Annotated in this window: 19 protein-coding genes; 9 read left to right on the top strand and 10 right to left on the bottom strand. The window is 65.0% G+C overall.

Annotation, left to right across the window (positions count from 1 at the left end):
- The first annotated feature begins 167 nt into the window (after window positions 1–167).
- Window positions 168–2,966, top strand: coding sequence for a bifunctional [glutamate--ammonia ligase]-adenylyl-L-tyrosine phosphorylase/[glutamate--ammonia-ligase] adenylyltransferase (glnE, locus tag GWC77_RS02110; protein WP_173255208.1), 2,799 nt, complete (start codon window positions 168–170; stop codon window positions 2,964–2,966).
- 67 nt (window positions 2,967–3,033) lie between these two features.
- On the opposite strand, the gene recN is transcribed toward glnE, so the two are convergent.
- The gene (gene recN, locus GWC77_RS02105; RefSeq protein ID WP_173255207.1) at window positions 3,034–4,701 is read right to left on the bottom strand and encodes a DNA repair protein RecN; all 1,668 of its coding nucleotides are present in this window, start codon (window positions 4,699–4,701) and stop codon (window positions 3,034–3,036) included.
- 87 nt (window positions 4,702–4,788) lie between these two features.
- Window positions 4,789–5,706: an NAD kinase gene (locus GWC77_RS02100; protein WP_173255206.1), complete on the bottom strand. Its 918-nt coding sequence runs from the start codon at window positions 5,704–5,706 to the stop codon at window positions 4,789–4,791.
- A gap of 187 nt (window positions 5,707–5,893) precedes the next feature.
- Here GWC77_RS02100 and hrcA point away from each other — a divergent pair, with 187 nt between their 5' ends.
- From hrcA to GWC77_RS02085, 3 genes are all read left to right on the top strand, one after another.
- Window positions 5,894–6,913, top strand: coding sequence for a heat-inducible transcriptional repressor HrcA (gene hrcA, locus GWC77_RS02095; protein WP_173255205.1), 1,020 nt, complete (start codon window positions 5,894–5,896; stop codon window positions 6,911–6,913).
- A gap of 187 nt (window positions 6,914–7,100) precedes the next feature.
- A complete protein-coding gene (gene hemH, locus GWC77_RS02090) occupies window positions 7,101–8,168 on the top strand; it encodes a ferrochelatase (protein WP_173255204.1) in 1,068 nt (355 codons plus the stop codon).
- Between the two features lie 115 nt (window positions 8,169–8,283).
- Window positions 8,284–8,691 carry an RNA-binding S4 domain-containing protein gene (locus tag GWC77_RS02085; protein WP_173255324.1) on the top strand — a complete coding sequence of 136 codons (408 nt, stop codon included), beginning with the start codon at window positions 8,284–8,286 and terminating at the stop codon, window positions 8,689–8,691.
- Here GWC77_RS02085 and GWC77_RS02080 read toward each other — a convergent pair.
- On the bottom strand, window positions 8,663–8,824 hold the full coding sequence (locus GWC77_RS02080; RefSeq protein WP_173255203.1) for a hypothetical protein: 162 nt from the start codon (window positions 8,822–8,824) through the stop codon (window positions 8,663–8,665). The genes GWC77_RS02085 and GWC77_RS02080 overlap by 29 nt on opposite strands.
- Before the next feature lie 399 nt (window positions 8,825–9,223).
- Here GWC77_RS02080 and grpE point away from each other — a divergent pair, with 399 nt between their 5' ends.
- The 4 genes from grpE to GWC77_RS02060 all read left to right on the top strand — a co-directional run bounded on the left by grpE (window position 9,224) and on the right by GWC77_RS02060 (window position 15,301).
- Entirely contained in the window at window positions 9,224–9,808 is a 585-nt protein-coding gene (grpE, locus tag GWC77_RS02075; protein WP_173255202.1) for a nucleotide exchange factor GrpE, read from the top strand.
- A gap of 165 nt (window positions 9,809–9,973) precedes the next feature.
- The gene (gene dnaK / locus GWC77_RS02070) at window positions 9,974–11,926 is read left to right on the top strand and encodes a molecular chaperone DnaK (RefSeq protein WP_173255201.1); all 1,953 of its coding nucleotides are present in this window, start codon (window positions 9,974–9,976) and stop codon (window positions 11,924–11,926) included.
- Window positions 11,927–12,145: 219 nt separating this feature from the next.
- Entirely contained in the window at window positions 12,146–13,276 is a 1,131-nt protein-coding gene (dnaJ, locus tag GWC77_RS02065; RefSeq protein WP_173255200.1) for a molecular chaperone DnaJ, read from the top strand.
- 54 nt (window positions 13,277–13,330) lie between these two features.
- Window positions 13,331–15,301 (top strand): chorismate-binding protein, encoded by a 1,971-nt coding sequence (locus GWC77_RS02060; protein ID WP_173255199.1) that lies wholly within the window; start codon window positions 13,331–13,333, stop codon window positions 15,299–15,301.
- A gap of 3 nt (window positions 15,302–15,304) precedes the next feature.
- On the opposite strand, the gene panB is transcribed toward GWC77_RS02060, so the two are convergent.
- From panB to GWC77_RS02025, 7 genes are read right to left on the bottom strand one after another with little or no spacing between them, the layout of a single operon-like run.
- Window positions 15,305–16,120: a 3-methyl-2-oxobutanoate hydroxymethyltransferase gene (gene panB / locus GWC77_RS02055; RefSeq protein ID WP_173255198.1), complete on the bottom strand. Its 816-nt coding sequence runs from the start codon at window positions 16,118–16,120 to the stop codon at window positions 15,305–15,307.
- Between the two features lie 60 nt (window positions 16,121–16,180).
- Window positions 16,181–16,855, bottom strand: a complete 675-nt coding sequence (locus tag GWC77_RS02050; protein ID WP_173255197.1) for a deoxynucleoside kinase — start codon at window positions 16,853–16,855, stop codon at window positions 16,181–16,183.
- Window positions 16,852–17,403, bottom strand: coding sequence for a 2-amino-4-hydroxy-6-hydroxymethyldihydropteridine diphosphokinase (folK, locus tag GWC77_RS02045; RefSeq protein ID WP_173255196.1), 552 nt, complete (start codon window positions 17,401–17,403; stop codon window positions 16,852–16,854). The genes GWC77_RS02050 and folK overlap by 4 nt, the downstream gene beginning before the upstream one ends.
- 58 nt (window positions 17,404–17,461) lie before the next feature.
- Complete coding sequence (gene pcnB / locus GWC77_RS02040; protein WP_173255195.1) at window positions 17,462–19,048, bottom strand: polynucleotide adenylyltransferase PcnB; 1,587 nt, start codon at window positions 19,046–19,048, stop codon at window positions 17,462–17,464.
- On the bottom strand, window positions 19,045–19,731 hold the full coding sequence (locus GWC77_RS02035) for an HAD family phosphatase (protein WP_173255194.1): 687 nt from the start codon (window positions 19,729–19,731) through the stop codon (window positions 19,045–19,047). The genes pcnB and GWC77_RS02035 overlap by 4 nt, the downstream gene beginning before the upstream one ends.
- 11 nt (window positions 19,732–19,742) lie before the next feature.
- Window positions 19,743–20,534: a DnaA regulatory inactivator Hda gene (gene hda, locus GWC77_RS02030; protein WP_367948984.1), complete on the bottom strand. Its 792-nt coding sequence runs from the start codon at window positions 20,532–20,534 to the stop codon at window positions 19,743–19,745.
- A gap of 2 nt (window positions 20,535–20,536) precedes the next feature.
- Window positions 20,537–21,613: an AI-2E family transporter gene (locus GWC77_RS02025; protein ID WP_173255193.1), complete on the bottom strand. Its 1,077-nt coding sequence runs from the start codon at window positions 21,611–21,613 to the stop codon at window positions 20,537–20,539.
- A 114-nt stretch (window positions 21,614–21,727) separates the two neighbouring features.
- Here GWC77_RS02025 and purM point away from each other — a divergent pair, with 114 nt between their 5' ends.
- On the top strand, window positions 21,728–22,795 hold the full coding sequence (gene purM, locus GWC77_RS02020) for a phosphoribosylformylglycinamidine cyclo-ligase (RefSeq protein WP_173255192.1): 1,068 nt from the start codon (window positions 21,728–21,730) through the stop codon (window positions 22,793–22,795).
- The last annotated feature ends 18 nt before the right edge of the window (window positions 22,796–22,813 follow it).

Genomic DNA, 22,813 nt, shown 5'->3' with positions numbered 1-22,813 from the left:
GCAGATCGGGGGTATGGTAGTTTGGCGTTTCGGACGTCGAATGTAACACAGCGCAGGCGCGGGGCGAGGCGCGCAAAGCCCGTGCCGCGCGGGCTGCCGGCGCGCGACAAACGCCGGTGCGCTGCTCACCCATCCATGTCGTGCGCAACACGCGAGCCACATCGTTCATGACTGCAACCGCACTCCTGAGTTCCGCTTATTCGTCTTTTACCGCACGCGCGATCGCCGCGCGGCCCGAGCTGAACGGGCTCATTGCCGACTGGGCGCGCGCACCCATCACGCGCGAGCGCATCGACGCCCGATTGAATGCGCTCGCCGCGCTGGAGCGGCAGGTCCGCGGTAGCGCCGACACCGGGCGGCTGGACGAGGATGCCCTGCGCCGCGTGCTGCGACGGTTGCGCGTCGAGGTGTTCTGCGCAGTCATGGAGCGCGATCTGGCCGGTCTTGCGGATGTCGACGAGGTGACCGGCACGATGACCGATCTTGCCGAGGCCGCCATCCAGCATGCGCTCGCCACGCTCGAAGCCGAACTCGAAGCGCTTTACGGCGAGCCGCGCGGCCCGAGCGGCGAGCGGCTCGTGCTGGGCGTGGTCGGCATGGGCAAGCTGGGCGGCCGGGAGCTGAACGTATCGTCGGATATCGATCTCATCTTCGTCTACGAGGACGATGGCGAGACCGCGGGCGCGGCGCGGCCGTCCATCTCGACGCAGGAGTTTTTCACGCGCCTGGGCCGGCGGCTCATCGGTGCGCTGGCCGAGCCGACGGCGGATGGATACGTCTTTCGCGTCGACATGCGATTGCGGCCCAACGGCGACGCCGGACCGCTCGCGTGCAGCCTCGGTATGCTCGAAGAGTATTTCTACGTGCAGGGCCGCGAATGGGAACGTTATGCGTGGATCAAAGGGCGGCTCGTCTCGGAAGGCGCGAGCGCTGCGGCGAAGCGTCTGGCCGTGCAGCTCGACGCGCTCGTCAAGCCATTCGTTTACCGACGCTATCTCGATTTCGGGGTGATCAGCGCGATTCGCGCTTTGCATCGCCAGATCGGCGAGGAAGCGAGGCGCCGCGCCTCGATGCGTCCGGACAAGGCGGACGACATCAAGCTCGGTCGCGGCGGTATCCGCGAAATCGAGTTCAGCGCCCAGGTGTTTCAACTGATCCGCGGCGGCCAGGATGCCTGCTTCCGCGTCAGGCCGACGCTCGCCGTGCTGCGCTGCGCGGCGGACCGCGGTCTGATCTCGGCCGCCGTGTGCGAGGAGCTCACGCAGGCCTACCGCTTTTTGCGTGTGCTCGAACACCGCCTTCAATACCGGAACGATGCTCAAACGCATGCCATGCCCGTCGATGCCGACGAGCGGGCGCGCCTCGCGGCCTCGATGGGTTTTGCGGACTACGCGAGCCTCGCGGCCAAGCTCGACGACTACCGCGAGCTCGTCGAAACGCAGTTCGATCAGATTTTCGCGGACAAAGTGCGCGACACGGGCGGCGAAGCGGCCGAAGCGCGGGCGGCAAGCATCTGGAGCAGCGCGCTCGACGACGATACGGCCGCGCCGTCGCTGGCCGCGCGCCTCTCGGCGCTGGGCTTTGCCGCCGCCGAAGACCTCCTCGCCCGGCTCGTCGGCATCCGTCGTTCGACGCGCTACCAAGGGCTGCCTGAGCGTAGCCGTGAACGGTTCGATACGATCGCGCGGCGGGCGCTCGAGGCGACTGCGGCGTTGGAACCCGCCGACAAACGTGGCACGACGCTCGCGCGGCTGTTCGACTTGCTCGAGGCCGTGGGCCGGCGCGGCGCCTATCTCGCGCTGCTGAACGAGTATCCGGCCGCGCTCGATCGCGTACTTGCCGTGCTGGCGGCATCGCGCTGGGCGGCCGGATACCTGACGCGCCATCCGCAGTTGCTCGACGAACTGCTCGACGACGAAGCGATTGCGAGCCCGTTCGATTGGACCGGGTTCAAGGCTTCGCTGCGCACACGGCTGGCCGCGGCGGATGGCGTCGAGCATCAGATGGACCTTTTGCGGCACGCCCACCAGGCCGAAGTCTTCCGCATTCTGCTGATCGATCTGGCCGGCAAGCTCAGCGTCGAGCAGGTCAGCGACCGGCTGTCGGAGCTCGCCGATTCGGTGCTCGACGTGACGATCGAAGCGGTGTGGCGCCAACTGCCCAAACGTCACCGCGAGTCGCCGCGGTTTGCCGTCATCGCATACGGCAAGCTCGGCGGCAAGGAACTCGGCTATGCCTCGGATCTCGATCTGATCTTTCTATATGACGACGCTGACGAATCGGCCGCCGAAATCTATGCCACTTTTACGCGGCGTCTCATCACATGGCTGACGACGGCGACGGGAGCCGGCACGTTGTTCGACGTCGATTTGCGTTTGCGGCCGAACGGCGAATCGGGCTTGCTGATCACCGATCTCGATGCGTTCCGGCGTTACCAATTGCGCGAGGGCGATGCGGCCAATACGGCGTGGGTTTGGGAGCACCAGGCCTTGACGCGCGCGCGGTTTTGCGCGGGCGATGCGCAAATCGGGGCCGAGTTCGAGGCGATCCGCAAACAGGTGCTCACGATGCCGCGCGAGGCGGGGCCGCTTGCGACCGAAATCGTCGCGATGCGCGAGCGCGTCGCGGCCGGCCATCCGAACCGCAGCGACCTCTTCGATCTCAAGCACGATCGCGGCGGCATGGTCGATATCGAATTCATCGTCCAATACTGGGTCTTGCTGCACGCCGCGCGCGACCCCGAGCTCATTCTCAATACCGGCAATATCGCGCTGCTGCGCGAAGTAGCCCGCTATGGGCTGATGCAGCCGGAAGAGGCGGAGACCGTGGGCGGCGCTTACCGCACTTATCGCAAACTGCAGCATCGCTTGCGGCTCGATGGCATGGAGAAGGCGCGTGTACCGGCCGCGCAAATCGCTGCCGAACGCGATGCCGTGCTGCGGTTGTGGCAGCGGGTATTCGGGTGACGGCTTGCACCGGCGCCAGCGGGCAGAGCCGCCCGGAGGGCCGCGAGCCGGCGCAAACCGGCGGTGCCTAGGCCGCGAGCATCTCCTTGGCGTGGCGGCGCGTCGTGGCAGTGATTTCGAGGCCGCCCAGCATCCGCGCCACTTCCTCTATGCGGCTCGTACGGTCGAGCTGCGTCACGGTGGACAGCGTGCCGCCGTCCGCCGTACCTGCTTTGGCGACCTGGAAGTGATGATCCCCGCGCGCCGCGACCTGCGGCAAATGGGTCACGCAGAGCACCTGCCGATCGCGGCCCAGTTGATGCAGCAGCCGGCCGACGACTTCCGCCACGCCGCCGCCGATGCCCGTATCGACTTCGTCGAAAATCAGTGTCGGCGTCGGGCTCGCGGCGCTGGCGACCACCGCCAATGCCAGGCTGATACGCGCGAGCTCGCCGCCCGAGGCGACTTTGGCGAGCGGCCTGGGCGGCACCCCGGCGTGGCCTGCCACGCGAAATTCGATCTGTTCGAGACCGTGCGCACCGCCTTCGGCCAGTGGGACGAGCGCGACTTCGAAGCTGCCGCCCGCCATGGACAGCTCCTGCATGCCCGCCGTGACCGCCGCGCTCAACGCTTTCGCCGCCTTGGCACGCGCTTTCGAGAGCTGCTTCGCCTCGCGCAGGTAGGCCTCATGCGCCGTGGCGACGGCCGCTGTCAGCGTATCGAGATCCGCTGCGGCGTCGAGCGCGGCCAATTGCGCGCGGCGTGCCTCGTGCTCGGCCGGCAGCGTTTCCGGTTGCAACCGGAACTTGCGGGCCAGCGAGTGCAGCGCATCGAGCCGCGCTTCGACCTGCGCGAGCCGGTCTGGATCGAGCTCGAGCTTTTGCGCATAGTGCGTCAGCGAATAAACGGCCTCGCGCAATTGAATTTCGGCCGGCTCGAGCGAGGCGAGCGTGTCGCCAAGCGCCGGATCGATATCGGCCAAATCGCGCAGTTTCGAGATGATCGAGCCGAGCTGGCCGAGCATGGCATTGTCGGCTTCCGACAGCGCATCGACGGCGCCGCGCACGCCTTCGATCAGATTGACGGAGTGCGTGAGCCGGCGGTGCTCGGCGGAGATCTCTTCCCATTCCCCGGCTTGCGGTGAGAGCTTGTCGAGTTCGGCAAGCTGCCATGCGAGGCGCTCGCGTTCGAGCTGCAGCTCGCGATCGCGTGTTCGAGCGAGCTCGAGCGCATGTTGCGCATCGCGCCAGCTTCGGTGCGCGCTTGCCACCGTGGCGGCAGACGCCGTGAGGCCCGCATGGGTATCGAACAGCGTGCGTTGCGCATCGGGGCGCATCAATAACTGATGGGCATGCTGCCCGTGGATATCGACGAGCCGTTCGCCGAGCTCGCGTAATTGCGCGAGTGTGGCGGGCGTGCCGTTGATGAATGCGCGTGAACGCCCGTTGGCATCGACGACGCGTCGCAGCATGACCGCGCCGCCCGCTGCGTCGGGCTCGGGCCGCGCGAGCGCTTGCTCCTCGAGCCAGCGCTCGACCTCCGCCGTGGCGCTGAACTCCGCCGTGATATCGGCGCGGCTCGTGCCGGTGCGCACGACGTCGGCGTCCGCGCGCGCGCCCAGCGTCAATGCGAGTGCGTCGATGAGGATCGATTTGCCGGCGCCGGTTTCACCCGAAAAAACAGTGAAGCCGCGGTCGAATTCCAGGTCGAGCGCGGCGACGATGACGAAGTCGCGTATCGAGAGGTGGCGGAGCATGGGAATGGTGATGTTGACGTCGTGTTCTCGTATGGGTTGCCGACGGCTGAGGCCGCTCGGGCGCCGCGGTCCGTCGGCGCGCCTCGCCTAGAGCGGCCCTGTCGCGTCGTCCGGTTCCTCGCCGCCGGACGGATGCTCGTTCCAATGGAGCTTTTGCCGCAGCGTCGCGTAATAGCTATAGCCGACGGGATGCAGGAACGGCACGGTGTGACGCGAGCGCCTCACTTCGATCGTGTCGTTTAGCTCGAGCGCAGTAAACGATTGCATGTCGAAATTCACGTTGACGTCGCGTCCGCCGATGATCTGGATGCCGAGCTTGCATTCGTCCGGCACGACGATCGGGCGATTCGACAGCGCGTGCGGAGCGATCGGCACGAGCACGAGACCGCGCAGCTGCGGATGAAGAATTGGGCCCTGCGAGGACAGCGCATACGCGGTCGAACCCGTCGGCGTCGCGACGATGAGGCCATCCGAGCGCTGGTTGTACATGAAGCGCCCGTCGACGAGCACGCGCAGCTCCGCCATGCCGGAAAAACCGCTGCGGTTGACCACCACATCGTTGAACGCGAGCGCGTGATAGATCGGCTCTCCCGCGCGCATGATGCGCGCTTCGAGCAGCGTGCGCTCCTCGCGCTCGAAGCTGCCTGAGAGCATCTGCGGCACGCGCTGCTGCATCTCGGAGACGGGGATATCGGTGATGAACCCGAGCCGCCCCTGATTGACGCCGATGAGGGGCGTGCGATAGGGCGCGAGCTGGCGGCCGATGCCGAGCATCGTGCCGTCGCCGCCCAGCACGACCGCGACATCGGCCCGCGCGCCGATTTCGGCCGGCGTGAGGGACGGGTAGCCGCCGATGCCGATATCGCGTGCGGTCTCGGCTTCGAATACCACTTCGAAGCCCCGCTGCGCGATGCAAGCGGCGAGCGCCGCCAGCGGCTCGCCGATGCCGGGCGTGTTGCTGCGCCCGACGAGCGCAACGGTCTTGAACTGGGTGCCAATATTCATGCCGGCATTACACCATAGCTGGGGTCCTAAAAGAACCGTTGTTCCACCCGGTCCCGCAATATTGATTTGTCGCTAGAATGATGACGTGCCGATGAAGGGCGGGCCGCGCGCCGGGACCCGCTGTACGGCAACCCGGACGCCTTCAGGCGGCCGGGGGACCATCGGCGATTGGCTAAAATTTTGCGTCATGCTAGAACCACGCGCACAAACCCTGTTGAAAACCCTGATCGAACGCTATATCGCGGAAGGTCAGCCGGTCGGCTCGCGCACGTTGTCGCGCTATTCCGGGCTCGAATTGAGCCCGGCGACGATCCGCAACGTGATGTCGGACCTCGAGGAGATGGGGCTCGTGGCCAGTCCGCATACGTCGGCGGGCCGGATCCCGACGCCGCGCGGCTACCGTTTGTTCGTCGATACGATGCTGACGGTCGAATCGGTCGCGGACGAGGAAGCCGTTACACGGGCCGTCAAACGGACGTTGCAGCCCGGCGAGCCGCAAAAAGTCGTCGCGGCGGCGGCCAGCGTGCTGTCGAATCTGTCGCAATTCGCCGGCGTCGTGCTGACGCCGCGCCGCAGCCATGTGTTCAAGCAGGTCGAATTCATGCGGCTGTCCGACAAGCGCATTTTGCTGATCATCGTGACGCCCGAAGGCGATGTCCAGAACCGCATCATGGCGACGCGGCGCGAATATTCCCCCTCGCAGCTCACTGAAGCATCGAATTACATCAATGCGCACTTTGCGGGGCTCTCGTTCGACGAGGTCCGCCGGCGGCTGCGCGAGGAAATCGACGAACTGCGCGGCGACATGACGGCGCTCATGCACGCGGCGGTGACCGCGAGCACGGACGAATCCGACACCGGTGAAACGGTGCTGATCTCGGGCGAACGCAATCTGCTCGAAGTGGCCGACCTTTCGTCCGACATGGCGCGGCTGCGCAAGCTTTTCGACGTATTCGATCAAAAGACGAGCCTCCTGCAATTGCTGGATGTATCGAGTCATGCCCAGGGCGTCCAGATATTCATCGGCGGCGAGTCGAATCTCGTCCCGATCGAGCAGATGAGCGTCGTGACGGCCCCCTACGAGGTCAATGGGAAGATCGTCGGCACGCTCGGCGTCATCGGGCCGACGCGCATGGCCTACAGCCGTGTGATTCCGATCGTCGACATCACCGCGCGATTGCTGTCGACCGCGCTCAGTCAGCACTAGGCACTAGACTTCGGCCCTGCCGGCGCCCATCGGTCGCCGACGGGCCATGGGCGAATGATGCACGGTGTGCGCCGAGCCCCGCCATTGGCCGGAAGGCCGAATGTCGGGCAGCACGGGCGGCTCGCTATAATGCCCTTCACGTGAACCGAGCTTTTGCCGCGCCGCTCAAGCCTTTCTACGATTGCCTATGCGCTTCGATCTCGAGCTGCCGTCGCAGCCTGCCACGTCTCATCGCGTCGCCGTGCTGCTGATCAATCTCGGCACGCCCGATGCGCCGACGCCGCGCGCGGTGCGCCGGTATCTCGCGCAATTCCTGTCGGATCCGCGCGTCGTGGAAATCCCCGCACTCGTCTGGCAGCCGGTGTTACGCGGGTTGATCCTGCCGCTCCGGGGCCGCTCGTCGGCCCGAAAGTACGCGTCCGTCTGGATGCAGGAAGGCTCGCCGCTGCGCGTCTACACCGAAAAGCAGGTCGAAGCGCTGCGTACGCTGCTGCATGCGAACGACTATCCGGTGATCGTCGATTATGCGATGCGCTACGGCACGCCGGGCATCGGCGCGATGCTCAACCAGTTGAAGCTGGCGGGCGCGGAGCGCGTGTTGTTGATGCCGATGTATCCGCAATATTCGTCGTCGACCACGGCGACTGCGTTCGATGCCGCATTCGCGGCGCTCGGGCGCATGCGCAATCAGCTCGAGATCCGCACCGTGCGGCACTATGCCGATCATCCTGCCTATATCGGCGCGCTGGCCGAGCAGGTGCGGGCGTACTGGGCTGTCCATGGCACCCCGAATTTCGCCTCGGGCGACAAGGTGATTCTCAGTTTCCACGGCGTGCCCAAGCGCACGCTCGATCTGGGCGATCCCTACCACGGCCAATGCCAGCAGACGGCGGCAATGCTGACTGCGGCGCTCGGATTGACGGCCACCGAATGCCTCGTTACGTTCCAGTCGCGCTTCGGGCGTGCGCAGTGGCTGCAGCCCTACACGGCGCCGACTGTGCGCGAGCTCGGGGCGGCCGGCGTGCGACGGGCCGATGTCCTCTGTCCGGGCTTTACGGCCGATTGCCTCGAAACGATCGAGGAAATCGGGATCGAGGTCCGCGACGAATTTCTGCATGCCGGCGGCAAGGAATTTCATCGCATTCCATGTCTGAACGCTGCACCGGCATGGATCGCCGCGCTGGGGGAAATCGTCGCGCAGCAGCTTCAAGGCTGGCCGGCGCATGCGCCAGCCGCGGCCGGCGCGCTCGCGTGATGACGCGGCGCTTCCGAAGCGCATCGGCGTACGCGCACTTGCGGGCGGCGGGCAGGATCGTTGCGCGCAAGCGTGCGGAGCCGGTGTGCGCCCCGAGCCCATTTCAGCGATTGCCATGAACTTCAAGATTTCGACGGAACCGGGTGCGCGCCTGCGCATCGATAAATGGCTCTGGGCCGCGCGCTTTTTCAAGACGCGGTCCCTGGCGGCTGACGCAGTGGACAAGGGTCGCGTGCGAATCGGCGGCGCGGCCGTGAAGCCTGCCAAGGAAGTCCGGGTGGGCGATCTGGTCGCGATCGAAATCGACCGGCTGAGCTGGGAAGTCCGCGTGGTGGGGGTATGCGAGGTGCGCGGGCCGGCCGCTGTGGCACAGACCCTTTACGAGGAAACGTCGGAAAGCCGCGCGCAGCGCGCGGCCGAGGAGCAGCGGCGCCGTACCTACCGCGAGCCGGCGGCCGCGCTGCACGGGCGGCCGACGAAGCGCGACAGGCGCGTCATCGACAAACTTTCAGGTGGGGATTGAAAAACTGCTCGAAAGTGGCATGGACGGCACCATATTCCGTCGTCTTGTCGGTGACGGCGCCGGAGATGCAGATGGTCGTGGTCCCCGCGACGAGTACCAGCGCGACCACCGCAATTGCAAAGGTCAGTTTCACGGTACTCCCCCAATGGAGATGAGCGGGCACGGACACGAAAAGCGGTTCGAAGCGATGCTGCCTGGCTCCGTGCGGTGACCGCGGATCGCGGCGCGTTGCACGGAAAAACACTTAGATGAAAACCAGTGTAGGGCAAACCAGAATGGTGCTCAATGCGGTTTCGGTACTGGCGCCGTAACCAGTGTTACCGTTCGTTTCCCATGCACGGGAGCGGTGCGAAAAAGCCGCGTTCGCCTCTTGAAACGCCATATGGCGCCCCCATTTACGCCGGGATGCGCGAGCGTGGGGTTGCTTTTTTGCAACAAACAGCGCTCCGGCAGCGCGGTGACAGACACCGGAGCGAGCCGGCGCGCGAAATGCACGCTCTGAACGACTTCACCTTTAGGACGATTTCGCGACATGGAACACCCGCAAGACAACCCCGCTGATCAGAACCCCGCTTCGGCAGGCGATACGGCGCAACCCATGGCTGAGAGCGTCGCCACGCAAGCGGCACCCGCTGCCGAGGAATCGCAGGCGCAGGCAGCTAATCCGGCCGAGACGGCACTCGCCGAGGCTCAGGCCAAGCTCGCTGAACTCGAGGAGAGTTTCCTGCGCGCCAAGGCCGAGACGGAAAACGTACGCCGCCGCGCGGCCGACGACATATCGAAGGCGCGCAAATTCGCGATCGAGGCTTTTGCCGAGCACCTGCTTCCCGTGGTCGACAGTCTCGAGGCGGCGCTGGCGGACTCGTCGGGCGACATCGCGAAGCTGCGCGAAGGCGTCGAATTGACGCTGCGCCAATTGACGGCCGCCATGGAAAAAGGACGTGTCGTGGCACTGAACCCGGTCGGCGAGAAATTCGATCCGCACCAGCACCAGGCCATTTCGATGGTGCAGGCCGACCAGGAGCCCAATACCGTCGTATCGGTGCTGCAAAAGGGTTATGTCATCGCCGACCGCGTACTGCGGCCGGCCCTCGTGACCGTGGCCCAGCCCAAGTAACCGCGCCGGGCGCCCGGGCGCACGCAAAAAACCAATGACCGCATGGGCCCCGGGGCCTTGAAAACGATGCGCGAGCACTCATGTTGAGTGCAGTTATGAATCGAGCAGGAGCGGCTCCCCGGTAGGCGCCGCTGCTACGGATTGAAAGTCAGGAGATTAGGAAAAATGGGCAAAATCATCGGCATCGACCTCGGCACCACGAATTCGTGCGTGGCGCTGATGGAAGGCAATCAGGTCAAGGTGATCGAGAATTCGGAAGGCGCCCGGACGACGCCGTCGATCATCGCGTACATGGAGGATGGGGAAATCCTCGTCGGCGCGCCGGCCAAGCGTCAGTCGGTGACGAACCCGAGGAAAACGCTCTTTGCGGTCAAGCGCCTGATCGGCCGCCGCTTCGAGGAAAAGGAAGTGCAAAAGGACATCGGCCTGATGCCCTACGAGATCGTCAAGGCCGACAACGGCGACGCCTGGGTGAAAGTGGGCGACAACAAGCTCGCGCCGCCGCAAATCTCCGCCGAAGTCCTGCGCAAGATGAAGAAGACCGCCGAAGACTACCTCGGCGAGCCGGTCACCGAAGCCGTGATCACCGTGCCGGCGTACTTCAACGACAGCCAGCGTCAGGCCACGAAGGACGCTGGCCGGATCGCAGGTCTCGAAGTCAAGCGGATCATCAACGAGCCGACGGCGGCCGCGCTCGCGTTCGGTCTCGACAAAGCCGAGAAGGGCGATCGCAAGATCGCGGTCTATGACCTCGGTGGCGGTACGTTCGACATTTCGATCATCGAAATCGCGGACGTGGACGGCGAAATGCAGTTCGAAGTGCTGTCGACGAACGGCGATACGTTCCTTGGCGGCGAGGATTTCGACCAGCGCATCATCGATTACATCATCGGCGAGTTCAAGAAAGAGCAGGGTGTCGACCTCTCGAAGGACGTACTCGCGCTGCAGCGTCTGAAGGAAGCGGCCGAGAAGGCGAAGATCGAGCTGTCGTCGAGCCAGCAGACCGAAATCAATCTGCCGTACGTCACGGCGGATGCCTCGGGGCCGAAGCACTTGAACCTCAAGATCACGCGTGCGAAGCTCGAAGCGCTCGTCGAGGATCTGATCCAGCGTACGATCGAGCCGTGCCGCATCGCTATCAAGGATGCGGGCGTGAAGGTGAGCGATATCGACGACGTGATTCTCGTCGGCGGTATGACGCGCATGCCGAAGGTTCAGGAAACGGTCAAGGAGTTCTTCGGCAAGGAGCCGCGCCGCGACGTGAACCCGGACGAGGCGGTGGCCGTGGGCGCCGCGATCCAGGGGCAGGTGCTCTCCGGCGACCGCAAGGACGTGCTGCTGCTCGACGTGACGCCGCTGTCGCTCGGCATTGAAACGCTGGGCGGCGTCATGACGAAGATGATCAGCAAGAACACCACGATTCCGACGAAGCACCAGCAGGTGTATTCGACGGCGGACGACAACCAGTCGGCCGTGACGATCAAGGTGTATCAGGGCGAGCGCGAAATGGCGGCCGGCAACAAGCTGCTCGGCGAGTTCAACCTCGAAGGCATTCCGCCCGCACCGCGTGGCGTGCCGCAGATCGAGGTGACGTTCGACATCGACGCGAACGGGATCTTGCACGTCGGCGCGCGCGACAAGGGCACGGGCAAGGAAAGCAAGATCACGATCAAGGCGAACTCGGGCCTCTCCGAAGCCGAGATCGAAAAGATGGTGAAGGATGCCGAAGCCAATGCCGAGGAAGATCACCGTCTGCGTGAGCTGGCCGATGCCCGCAACCAGGGCGACGCGCTCGTGCACAGCACCCGCAAGGCGCTGACCGAGTACGGCGAGAAACTCGACGCCGGCGAGAAGGAGAGCATCGAATCGGCGCTGAAGGAGCTCGAGGAAACGTTGAAGGGCAGCTCGAGCGACAAGGCGGCGATCGAAGCGAAGATCGAAGCCGTGGCCAAGGTCTCGCAAAAGCTCGGCGAGAAGATGTATGCCGACATGCAGGCGCAAGGCGCCGCGGGTGCGGCCGCGGGTGCCGGCAGCGGTGCGAGCGCAGGCCAGGCGTCGAGCAAATCCGCGGAAGACGACGTGGTCGACGCGGAGTTCAAGGAAGTGAAGAAGGACTAAGCGAAGGCTTAGCCGAAACGGCGGCCGGTACCCTTCATGGGGCCGGCCGGTGACGCGCCTGGCGAACCTTCGGGTTCTCCGGGCACATTTGCTTTATGGGCGGCGTGCTTGTGACGGCTGCGAAGCGGTAGCCGGCGAGAGGCATGTCCGAACGAGTCGGAAGACTCCACAGCATGTGAAAGGAGCGGTCGTGCGCGCTGCGCGGCCGGTGGTGAGCCGATGGCGAAACGGGATTACTACGAGGTTCTGGGCGTTGCGAAAAACGCGAGCGACGACGAGATCAAGAAGGCGTATCGCAAGCTCGCGATGAAGTATCACCCGGACCGCAATCCAGACAACAAAAATGCGGAAGAGCACTTCAAGGAGGCCAAAGAGGCCTACGAAATGCTCTCCGATTCGCAAAAGCGTGCGGCGTACGACCAGTACGGCCACGCAGGCGTCGATCCGAATATGGCGGGCGCCGGTGCGCACGGCTTTGGCGGCTTCGCCGATGCGTTCGGCGACATCTTTGGCGACATCTTCGGTCAGGCGGCCAGTGGTGGCGGCCGTCGCGCGGGCCCGCAGGTCTATCGCGGCGCCGATCTGCGCTACAGCATGGAAGTCACGCTGGAGCAGGCGGCACACGGTTGCGAGACACAGATCCGCGTACCGACGTGGGTGAGCTGCGAGGTCTGCCACGGTTCCGGGGCGAAACCGGGCACGAAGCCCGAAACCTGCCCGACGTGTCATGGCGCGGGCGCGGTGCGCATGTCGCAGGGCTTTTTCAGCATCCAGCAGACTTGCCCGAAGTGCCACGGCAGCGGGACCTATGTCCCCGATCCCTGCGCGAACTGCCACGGCGCCGGCAAGGTGAAGGAAACGAAGACGCTGGAAGTGAAGATTCCGGCGGGGATCGACGACGGCATGCGTATCCGCTCGTCGGGCAACGGCGAGCCGGGTGTCAACGGCGGACCGCCGGGCGACTTGTACGTCGAGATCCATATCAAGCCGCATTCGGTCTTCGAGCGCGAAGGCGACGATCTGCACTGCCAGATGCCGATCCCGTTCACGACGGCGGCGCTGGGCGGCGAGATCGAAGTGCCTACGCTTGCAGGGCGCGCGAGCTTCACGGTGCCCGAGGGGACGCAATCGGGCCGGACGTTCCGCTTGCGCGGCAAAGGCATCAAAGGCCTGCGTTCGAGCGTGGCTGGGGATCTATACGTTCACGTGCAGGTGGAAACGCCCGTGAAGCTGACCGACACGCAGCGCGAACTGCTCAAGCAGTTCGAGAAATCGCTCGTGGAGGGCGGGCCGCGCCATAGTCCCCAGAGCAAAAGCTGGTTCGACAAGGTAAAAAGCTTTTTCGATTGAGTTCTAGTGCACTAGCGAGAGGCGCCGGGCAGTCCGTTGCTGCGGGTATGAACGATGAATGTTGATGAGCGCAGCACGGTATTCGCGCTGCTCGACGATTGCGACGCGAGCGCGGCGCGCCGTTCGAGCCGTTTGTACACGCGGTTCGTGCGCGAGCACGTAGCGCGTGACGCTTCGAAGCTCGACGAGGTGTGCGCTGCCGCCGCGGCCGATGTGCGCGGCGGGCTTCATGCGCTCGTTCTCGGCGATTACGAATTCGGGCGCGACTTGCATCTCGCGCGAACCCATTCGACGCAGCGCGGCTCCGGCTCGCTGCGTTTTTTATTGTTCGAGCGATGCGAGAAGCTCACGCGCGATGAAGTGGATGCATGGCTTGCCGAGCGCGATCGCCTGGAGGGGGCCGCGTTTTCGCAAGGTACGGGCATCGACCCATCGGTAGCGGGTACGGCCCATGTTGCGGAAAGCGTGACGCCCGACGAATTCGATGCGGCAATTGCCGCCGTTCACGAGGCATTGCGCGCGGGCGAGTCCTACCAGATCAACTACACCTATCGACTGAAGTTCGGTGTGTTCGGCTCGCCGCTCGGACTCTACCGGCGGCTACGCGCCAGACAGCCCGTGCAGTTCGGCGCACTCATCGCGCTGCCGAACGATCGGTGGATCGTTTCGTGCTCGCCGGAACTCTTCATCGAAAAGACCGGCGCGCGGTTGCGCACGCGCCCGATGAAAGGGACGACGGCGCGGGGCCGCACGCCCGAGCAGGATGCACGCGCCGAAGCGTTTCTGCGCAGCGATCCGAAAAATCGCGCCGAGAACCTGATGATCGTCGATCTGCTGCGCAATGACGTCTCGCGCGTGGCAAAAATTGGCTCGGTGCAGGTGCCGGCGTTGTTCTCGATCGAACCGTATCCGTCGATCTGGGCGATGACCTCTACGATCGAGGCCGATCTGATCGACGGCGCCACTTTTGCCGACATCATGCGGGCGCTCTTCCCGTGCGGCTCGATCACGGGTGCGCCCAAACACCGGACGATGGAACTCATCGACGAGATCGAGACCACGCCGCGGGGGCTTTACACCGGAACGATCGGTTGGTACGACGCGCCTTCCAATAGCGCGCAGGACGCGTCCCATCCGTGCGGTGACTTCTGCCTGTCCGTGACGATCCGCACTTTGACACTCGACGTGCCGAACGAGGTAACGGGGCTGCGCGCCGGAACGATGGGCGTCGGCGGCGGGATCGTGCTCGACAGCGTCGCGGCCGACGAACTGGCGGAGTGCCGGCTGAAGGCGAAATTCCTGACCGGCGCCGATCCGGGCTTCGAGCTGTTCGAAACGATGCGAGCTTCGCGCGAGACGGGCGTGGCGCATCTCGACCGCCATCTCGCACGTCTTGCAGCCAGCGCGGCCGAGCTCGGTTTTATTTTCGAGGAGTCGGCACTGCGCGAGCAGATCGCCGAGCGTTGCGCGCATTTGAGCGCCGGCGGCGAGCACCGTTTCCGGCTTGCGTTATCGAAGGAGGGGCGGGCCGGGATCGTGACTGCGCCGCTCGGTCCGGTCGTGACGCTCGGCGGAGAGGCAAAAGGCGATGAGGCCGAAGGGTCGTTCGTTGGCGTGCTGCTGGCTCCCGAGCACGGATTTGCGCCGATGCGCTCGAACGACTGGCTGTTACGGCACAAGACGACGCGTCGCGCCGAATACGATCGCGGCTGGCGCGAGGCCGAAGCAAACGGTGCATTCGACACGCTCTTTTTCAACGAGCGCGGCGAGTTGACCGAGGGCGGCCGCTCGAACGTCTTCGTCAAGCTTGGGGGCCGCTGGTGGACGCCGCCCCTTTCCGCGGGTCTGCTGCCCGGGGTGATGCGCGCGGTATTGCTCGACGATCGCGCGTTTGGCGCTGCGGAGCGGGAGCTTACCTTGCGCGACCTTTACGCCGCCGAAGCGCTGCTGATATGCAATGCCTTGCGTGGCGCGCTGCCGGCGCGGATCGTACCGGCCCGGCAGGACGAAGCCGGGCCTCAGTGAGGCTCAAAACTCGTGTTCGGGGCTCGGGAACGTCCCATCCTTGACGGCCTTCACATAGGCCTCGATCCCTGCTGCGATGCTCGGAGCGCCGGCCATGAAGTCCTTGACGAAGCGCGGCCGCTTGCCCGGATAAATACCGAGCATGTCGTGAAGGACGAGCACCTGTCCTGAGCAGTCTAGTCCCGCGCCGATGCCGATCGTCGGAATCCGCAATTCGTTCGTCACGCCCGAGGCCACCGCGGACGGAATGGCTTCCAGCACGATCAACTGCGCGCCGGCATCCTGAACCGCAAGCGCATCGCTCACGAGCTGTGCGGCAGCGGCGTCGGTCTTTCCCTGTACCTTGAAACCGCCGAACGCATGCACCGATTGCGGCGTGAGCCCCACGTGCGCGCAGACGGGCACGGACCGTTCGACAAGATAGCGCACTGTATCGGCGAGCCATTCGCCGCCTTCGAGCTTCACCATCTGCGCGCCGGCGCGCATGATTTTGACCGAGCTGGCAAAGGCCTCGGCGGGCGTACCGTAGCTGCCGAACGGCAGATCGGCCACCACGAGCGCGCGCGGATCGACGCGTGCGACGCAACTCGTGTGGTAGGCGATGTCCTCGAGCGTGACGGGCAGCGTCGTCGTATGTCCTTGCAGCACATTGCCGAGCGAATCGCCGATCAAGAGCACATCGACGCCCGAGCGATCGAGCAGCGACGCGAAGCTCGCGTCATAGCAGGTCAGCATCGCGATTTTTTCGCCCGCGTCGCGCATCGCCTGGAGCTTCGGCACGGTCACCTTGGGCCGGCTGGTTTCCTGCAGGTAGGTCATCGGATGTCCCGTTCCCGGAAAGAGAGTGGAAAGCGCCCGGCCGGATCGCGGCCGGGCTGCTCACTGTGCTTTGACGAAGCTCGCCTTGCGGCCCCGCATCGTTTCGATGCGTTCGACGACGAGCTCGAGATCCGCTGCCGACTCGAGCGGATTCAAATGCTCGGTATTGACGGTCAACACCGGGCAGGCATCGAAGTGATAGAAGAATTGGTCGTAAGCTTCGGCAAGTTTGCGCAGATACGCCTCGGACATCGGCGCCTCCTCGGGACGGGCGCGCTTTTGAACGCGCTGCAGGAGCGTCGCGGGGCTCGCTTGAAGATAGACGACGAGATCGGGTACGGGCGCTACGGCATCGAGATGGGCCGCTAGCTTTCGATAAAGACGCCACTCCTCGTCATCGAGCGTGATGCGGGCGAAGATATCGTTCTTTTGGGCGATGTAGTCCGCGACGAGCGAAGCGCCGCTCGCGAGCGCTTCGGCTGCTTCGCGCGCTTCGTCGATGCGCTGCAGTGCGAAGTGCAACTGCGTAGGCAGCGCATAGCGCGCCATATCGCCATAAAACCTCGCGAGGAAAGGATTCTCGTTCGCGCGTTCGAAAAGAGGCCGCATCGACCAGCGCTCGACGAGTCGTTGCGCGAGCGAGGTCTTGCCTGCTCCGATGGGCCCCTCGATCGCGAGGTAGCGGCACGGCGCGCGGCGATCCGGCGCCTCGACGGTGATGGCGGGATGAGTCATCGGCAATCGCTGTCGGTGGAAGGAGGCGCCTCGCGCTTGATACCAAGCTTGTCGAGCAACGCACAGCGGCAGGTTTGAACCTTCTCGATGCGCTGATCGGCGACGGCGGCAACGAGCGCCTTCGCGGGACCGGCACCGGGAATCGCAATGTCGGGGTCGATTTCGAGGAGCGGTACCAGCACGAACGCGCGTCTGGCTGCGCGCGGGTGGGGAATCGTCAAATCGGTATCGTCGATGCGCGCTTCACCGTACAGCACGATATCGAGATCGAGCGTGCGCGGAGCATTGTGAAACGGGCGCTCCCGCCCGAACTGGTGCTCGATGCGGTGGCACAGCGCGAGCAGGGCATGGGCACTGAGCGTCGTCTCGACTTTGACGACGAGATTGTAGTAGTCGTCGCCTTCAGCATCGATCGGTCCAGTCCGATACAGGCTCGACTTGGCGAGCACGGTGATGGTGTGCTGTTGGGCAAGGCAGACGACCGCATCCTTCAAGGACTGTCGGGCATCGCCGAGATTTGCACCGAGGCCGAGATAAGCAACCGTCATCACATGGCTTCCTACGACTCCACGACTTGACCACTCCGGGCGCGCACAGCCGCGCCCGTCACTCCTCGCGCACGTCGTGCGTAGCGGGACTGACCGCATCGCTCGACGATTCCGCGTCGCCCGTCTTGCCGCGGCTGCGACCGCCGCGGCGCCGGCGCTTGCGCGGTGCCCGCTCCCTGCCGCCTTCCGAAAGCAGCGCTTCGCGCGCCGCCGAATCGCCTTCGATGAAGGCCGTCCACCATTGGCCGATCGACGGATCGAGTTCGCCCGACTCGCAGCGCAGCAGGAGGAAATCATACCCCGCTCTAAATCTTTGGTGTTCGATGAGCTTGAGCGCGCTGCGCCCCGAGCGTTTTTCGAGGCGCGCTTGCAATCCCCAGATCTCGCGCATGTCGGCCGAGTAGCGCTTGTGAATGGCGAGCTTCTCGGTTTGCTTGTCGAGCACGTCGTCCATGGCGCGATGCAGCGCGGGAACGGGATATTCGCCGTCGCGCTCGAATTGCTGCGCGCGCTGTTGCACGTCGTGCCAGAGCAGCGTGGCGAATAAAAAGCCGGGTGAAACCGGTTTGCCCGCGCGCACGCGCGCGTCGGTGCTGTTCAGCGCAAGCGTGATGAACGATTCGCCGTGCGGCTGTTCGAGCACGACATCGAGCAAAGGCAACAGCCCGTGGTGAAGTCCTTCCTTGCGCAACTGCTGGAGGCACGCGAGCGCGTGGCCCGACAGCAGCAGTTTCAGCATTTCGTCGAACAGCCGGGCGGCCGGGACGTTGTGAATGAGGTCCGCAAGTGCCGTGATCGGTGCGCGCGTGGCATCGTGGATCTCGAAGCCGAGCTTCGCGGCAAAGCGCACGACGCGCAGCATCCGGACAGGATCCTCGCGATAGCGCGTCGCCGGGTCGCCGATCATCCGCAGCATGCGCGCCCGGACGTCGGCCATCCCGTTGTGATAGTCGAGCACCGTTTGCGTCGCCGGATCGTAGTACATCGCGTTGATCGTGAAATCGCGCCGCGTCGCATCCTCGTGCTGCTCGCCCCAGACGTTGTCGCGCAGTACGCGTCCGCTGGCATCGACGGCGTGCGTACGCCGATCGAGTTCGTCGCGGCGCGACCGTCTGCCCGGCGCGCCGCCCGCGGGCGCCGCTTGCGGCGCATCCTGCGGCGTGTCGACGAGCGCGCGGAACGTCGAGACTTCGATGATTTCCTGTCCGAACTGGACATGAACGATCTGAAAGCGCCGTCCGATCAGCCGCGCGCGGCGAAAAAGCTTCTGGACTTCTTCAGGCGTCGCATCCGTCGCCACATCGAAATCTTTCGGCGCAATGCCGAGCAGCAGATCGCGCACGGCCCCGCCGACGATGAATGCGCGGTAGCCGGCCTGCTGCAGCGTATCGGTGACGCGAACCGCGTTGCGCGAGATCAGCGTCGGATCGATGCCATGAATGTCCGAGGACAGAATGACGGGAACATCGGGCTCGGGCGGCGCACTCTTGCCGCCTGCGCGCGCAGGCTTGCGGCGCGGTTTCGCCGGACGTGATTCGCTCTCGTCGAGCGGCGGCGAATCCTGGTGCGATCGGGCGGTCTCGGGTGCGTCGACGGGCGCGGGCGAGTCGTGGCCCAGCAGTTTGCGGATGAGTTTCTTGATCACGACGGTTCAAAAAGATCGAGGATGCGCCAGCCTTTCGCTTCGGCGTGCGCGCGCAGCGTTGCGTCGGGATTGGTCGCGATCGGATCGGTGACTTTCTCCAGCAGCGGAATATCGTTATGCGAATCGCTGTAAAAGTAGCTGCGCTCGAACCCGGCAAGTGTTTTGCCGAGCGACGCCAGCCATGATTCAACGCGCACGATCTTGCCTTCGCGGTAGCTCGGCGTGCCGGCGCCTCGGCCTGTGAACGCCGACCCGGGCTGGCCGTCGACGGTTTCGACTTCGCAGGCGATCAGCATTTCGACGCCGAACGCGTCGGCGATCGGCCGCGTGATGAATTCGTTCGTCGCCGTGACGATGCAGCAAAGGTCGCCCTTCTCCTGATGGCTGCGCACGAGCTCGAGCGCGGCCGGAACCAGTGCGGGCCGGATGACTTCGTGCATGAACTGCTCGTGCCAGGCCGCCAGTTGCTCGCGCGAATACTTGGCAAGCGGCGTCAGCATCGCTTCCAGGTAGGCATGGATGTCGAGCTGGCCAGCCTTGTAGTCGGCGTAGAAGCGATCGACGTCACGCATGAAGCGCTCGGAATCGACAATGCCGAGCTTGACCATGAAGCGGCCCCATTCGTGGTCGCTGTCGGTCGGGATGAGCGTGTGATCGAGGTCGAAAAGTGCGAGATGGGTCATGAGGGCGCATTTTACTTGAACCGGCGCGCTCCAGTGGCCTGAGCGCCGGGGGGCGTATCCGCCGATCGTTCGGACGCGCTCGCGTCCGTGTCCTGCGTGCCTTGCCAAGCGGCCGGCTGAGCGAGCATGGTGCGCAGCAGCGGCAGCGTGACGGCGCGCTTTTGCTCGAGCGAGAAGCGGTCGAGCGCATCGAGCAATGCCATCAGGCTCGGCATGTCGCGGCGAAAGTGCGTGAGCAGATAGCTCGGGACGTCCTCGGCTAGCGCAATGCCGCGCTCCCTGGCCGCTTGCCTGAGCACGGCGGCTTTGCGGTCGTCCGGCAGCGGAGCGAGGTGGAAGACCAGCCCCCAGCCGAGCCGGGTGCGCAGATCCTCGCGCACGGCCAGCGCGATCGGCGCGGCATTGCCCGTGGCGACGAGCGCTGCCGACGGCTGCGCGCGCACCTCGTTGAAAAGGTTGAACAGCGCGACTTGTTGCGCGCTCGAGAGCTTGTCGCAGTCGTCGATCGCATAGATCGGCACGCGTGCGTCGAACGAGAATGCCGCGAGCGCGCTTTGCGGGCCGATGAAGCGGGCGCGCTGGGGCCCCGCGCTATGCACGAGCGCTGCCAGCAGATGGCTGCGCCCGCTGCCCGGCTCGCCCCAGATGTAGAACGTGCGGTCGGCCACCGGGCCGGCCGCGAGCGCGCCGTCGAGCTCGGCGAGCCGCGTGACGAGTTCCGCGTTGGTACCGGCGAAAAAATTGTCGAATGTCGAGGGCGGCGGTGTGCCCAGATCGAGCGTCAGTTGGCGCAGCACGGTCACGGTCAGTTCTTGTAAAGCCCGCTTGCCAGGTAGCCGCGCCGCACTTCGCGCAGCGCGGTCGAGAGGATGGCACTGACGGGCAGGGCGAGCAGCACCCCGAAAAAGCCGAACAACTGGCCGAATGCGAGCAGCGCGAAGATCACGGCGAGCGGATGCAGGCCGATGCGCTCGCCGACGAGCCGCGGTGTCAAAATGAAGCTTTCGAGAATCTGGCCGATGCCGTAGACGACGGCCACCGCCGCGAAGCCGTACCAGTCGCCGAACTGCAGCAGCGCGGCGAGCAGCGCGAGGATGAGCCCCGTCGCGAAGCCCACGTAGGGAATGAAAACGGCAAGCCCGGTGAATATGCCCACCGGCAGCGCGATTTCGAAGCGGGCGACGCTGAGCGCGGCGGCGTAATAGATGGCGAGGATGCCCATCACGAGCAACTGGCCGCGCAGATATTGCGAGAGCGTCCCGTCCATCTCGATGACGAGCTCGGTGGTTTTCGCGAGCCAGCGCCGTGGCACGAACGAGGCGACGCGCGCAAGCATCATGTTCCAGTCGTACAGCAGGTAAAAGAGCACGAGCGGCACCATGACGAGGTCGCCCACCACCGTGATCATGACGTTGCTGCTCGTGCGCACCGATTTCCAGACCGCCAGCGCGACCGCTTGCGCGCTGCTTTCGATCTGGCCCGTCAGCATGTCGCGCAGGCTCGAGAAATCGAAGACGTCGCCAAAGCCTAGGAACGCGAGTTTCGGCTGAGCCCAATCGTGCAGCCGCGCGATGAGCCCGGGGATCTGCTGTTGCAGTTGTGGGCCTTCGCGCCGCACGACGGCGAACACGAGCAGCGCCAGCAGCGTCACGAGCAGCGCGAAAAACAGCATCATCACGAGCGCGGCGAGCCCGCGCGGCACGCGCTTGCGCACGAGCCATCCCACTCCGGGCTGCAGGATGTAGGCGAGGATCGCGCCGAGCAAAAACGGGGTGAGCACGGGGCGCAGCAGCCATAGGAGCATGCCGAGGCCGAGCGCGACGGCACCCCAGAAAAGGGCTTGGCGCTGATAAGGCGTGAGAAGCGGAGCGTTCTGCGACAAAAGCGTTTCCTGGTGGGGTCGGCGAGCGGTTCGGAACGGCCTGCCGACGAGTAGCACGGAATCGAAGCCGACATCAGTTAAAATCGCATTTTACCGACCTTCTCGCACTCCCCCATGAATCAATCGAAATCGGCTCCGGATGGGCAGCATCCGGCTCAGGGTCTGTCGTACCGCGATGCGGGCGTCGATATCGACGCGGGCGATGCGCTCGTCGACGCAATCAAGCCGTTTGCGAAGAGGACGCTGCGCGACGGCGTGCTGGGCGGCATCGGCGGTTTCGGCGCGCTTTTCGAAGTGCCGAAGAAATACCGCGAGCCCGTGCTCGTATCCGGCACGGACGGCGTCGGGACGAAGCTCAAGCTCGCGTTTCATCTGAACAAGCACGACACGGTGGGCCAGGATCTCGTCGCGATGAGCGTCAACGACATCCTCGTGCAAGGCGCCGAGCCGCTTTTCTTCCTCGATTACTTCGCCTGCGGCAAGCTCGACGTGGGCACCGCGGCGACGGTCGTGAAGGGTATCGCTCAGGGCTGCGAGCTGGCCGGCTGTGCGCTGATCGGGGGCGAGACCGCTGAAATGCCGGGCATGTACCCCGATGGCGAATACGATCTGGCGGGTTTTGCGGTGGGCGCGGTCGAAAAGAGCAAGATCATCGACGGCAGCACGATCGCCGCGGGCGACGTGGTGCTCGGGCTGGCGTCGAGCGGCATTCATTCCAACGGGTTTTCGCTCGTGCGCAAGATCATCGAGCGCGCCAATCCTGACCTTTCGGCCGATTTTCATGGCCGCTCGCTGGCCGACACGCTGATGGCGCCCACGCGCATCTATGTGAAGCCGCTGCTCGCGTTGATGCAGAACATCGCGGTCAAGGGCATGGCGCACATCACGGGCGGCGGTCTCGTCGAGAACATTCCGCGCGTGCTCGGCGAGCACCTGACGGCTGAACTTCGCAACGGCGCGTGGCCGATGCCGCCGCTCTTTTCCTGGTTGCAGCAGCAGGGGGGCGTGGCCGATGCCGAAATGCATCGCGTCTTCAATTGCGGGATCGGGATGGCCGTCATCGTGGCGGCAGCCGACGCCGACGAGGCGATGCGACAGCTCGGCGCGGCCGGCGAAGCCGTCTGGAAAATCGGCGTCGTGCGTGCGCGGGCCGAAGGCGAAGCGCAGACCATCGTCGTGTAACGGGCTCGCTAGTGCCCG

The organism is Paraburkholderia sp. NMBU_R16, assembly GCF_013282575.1.
Lineage (GTDB): Bacteria > Pseudomonadota > Gammaproteobacteria > Burkholderiales > Burkholderiaceae > Trinickia.
Note: the sequence above shows the minus strand (reverse complement) of the source record. Positions and strands in the feature narration are given on the sequence as shown.

Coding starts and splice junctions, on each gene's coding strand:
- glnE (WP_173255208.1), top strand. CDS start 168: ATGACTGCAACCGCACTCCTGAGTTCCGCTTATTCGTCTTTTACCGCA.
- recN (WP_173255207.1), bottom strand. CDS start 4,701: ATGCTCCGCCACCTCTCGATACGCGACTTCGTCATCGTCGCCGCGCTC.
- GWC77_RS02100 (WP_173255206.1), bottom strand. CDS start 5,706: ATGAATATTGGCACCCAGTTCAAGACCGTTGCGCTCGTCGGGCGCAGC.
- hrcA (WP_173255205.1), top strand. CDS start 5,894: ATGCTAGAACCACGCGCACAAACCCTGTTGAAAACCCTGATCGAACGC.
- hemH (WP_173255204.1), top strand. CDS start 7,101: ATGCGCTTCGATCTCGAGCTGCCGTCGCAGCCTGCCACGTCTCATCGC.
- GWC77_RS02085 (WP_173255324.1), top strand. CDS start 8,284: ATGAACTTCAAGATTTCGACGGAACCGGGTGCGCGCCTGCGCATCGAT.
- grpE (WP_173255202.1), top strand. CDS start 9,224: ATGGAACACCCGCAAGACAACCCCGCTGATCAGAACCCCGCTTCGGCA.
- dnaK (WP_173255201.1), top strand. CDS start 9,974: ATGGGCAAAATCATCGGCATCGACCTCGGCACCACGAATTCGTGCGTG.
- dnaJ (WP_173255200.1), top strand. CDS start 12,146: ATGGCGAAACGGGATTACTACGAGGTTCTGGGCGTTGCGAAAAACGCG.
- GWC77_RS02060 (WP_173255199.1), top strand. CDS start 13,331: ATGAATGTTGATGAGCGCAGCACGGTATTCGCGCTGCTCGACGATTGC.
- panB (WP_173255198.1), bottom strand. CDS start 16,120: ATGACCTACCTGCAGGAAACCAGCCGGCCCAAGGTGACCGTGCCGAAG.
- GWC77_RS02050 (WP_173255197.1), bottom strand. CDS start 16,855: ATGACTCATCCCGCCATCACCGTCGAGGCGCCGGATCGCCGCGCGCCG.
- folK (WP_173255196.1), bottom strand. CDS start 17,403: ATGACGGTTGCTTATCTCGGCCTCGGTGCAAATCTCGGCGATGCCCGA.
- GWC77_RS02035 (WP_173255194.1), bottom strand. CDS start 19,731: ATGACCCATCTCGCACTTTTCGACCTCGATCACACGCTCATCCCGACC.
- purM (WP_173255192.1), top strand. CDS start 21,728: ATGAATCAATCGAAATCGGCTCCGGATGGGCAGCATCCGGCTCAGGGT.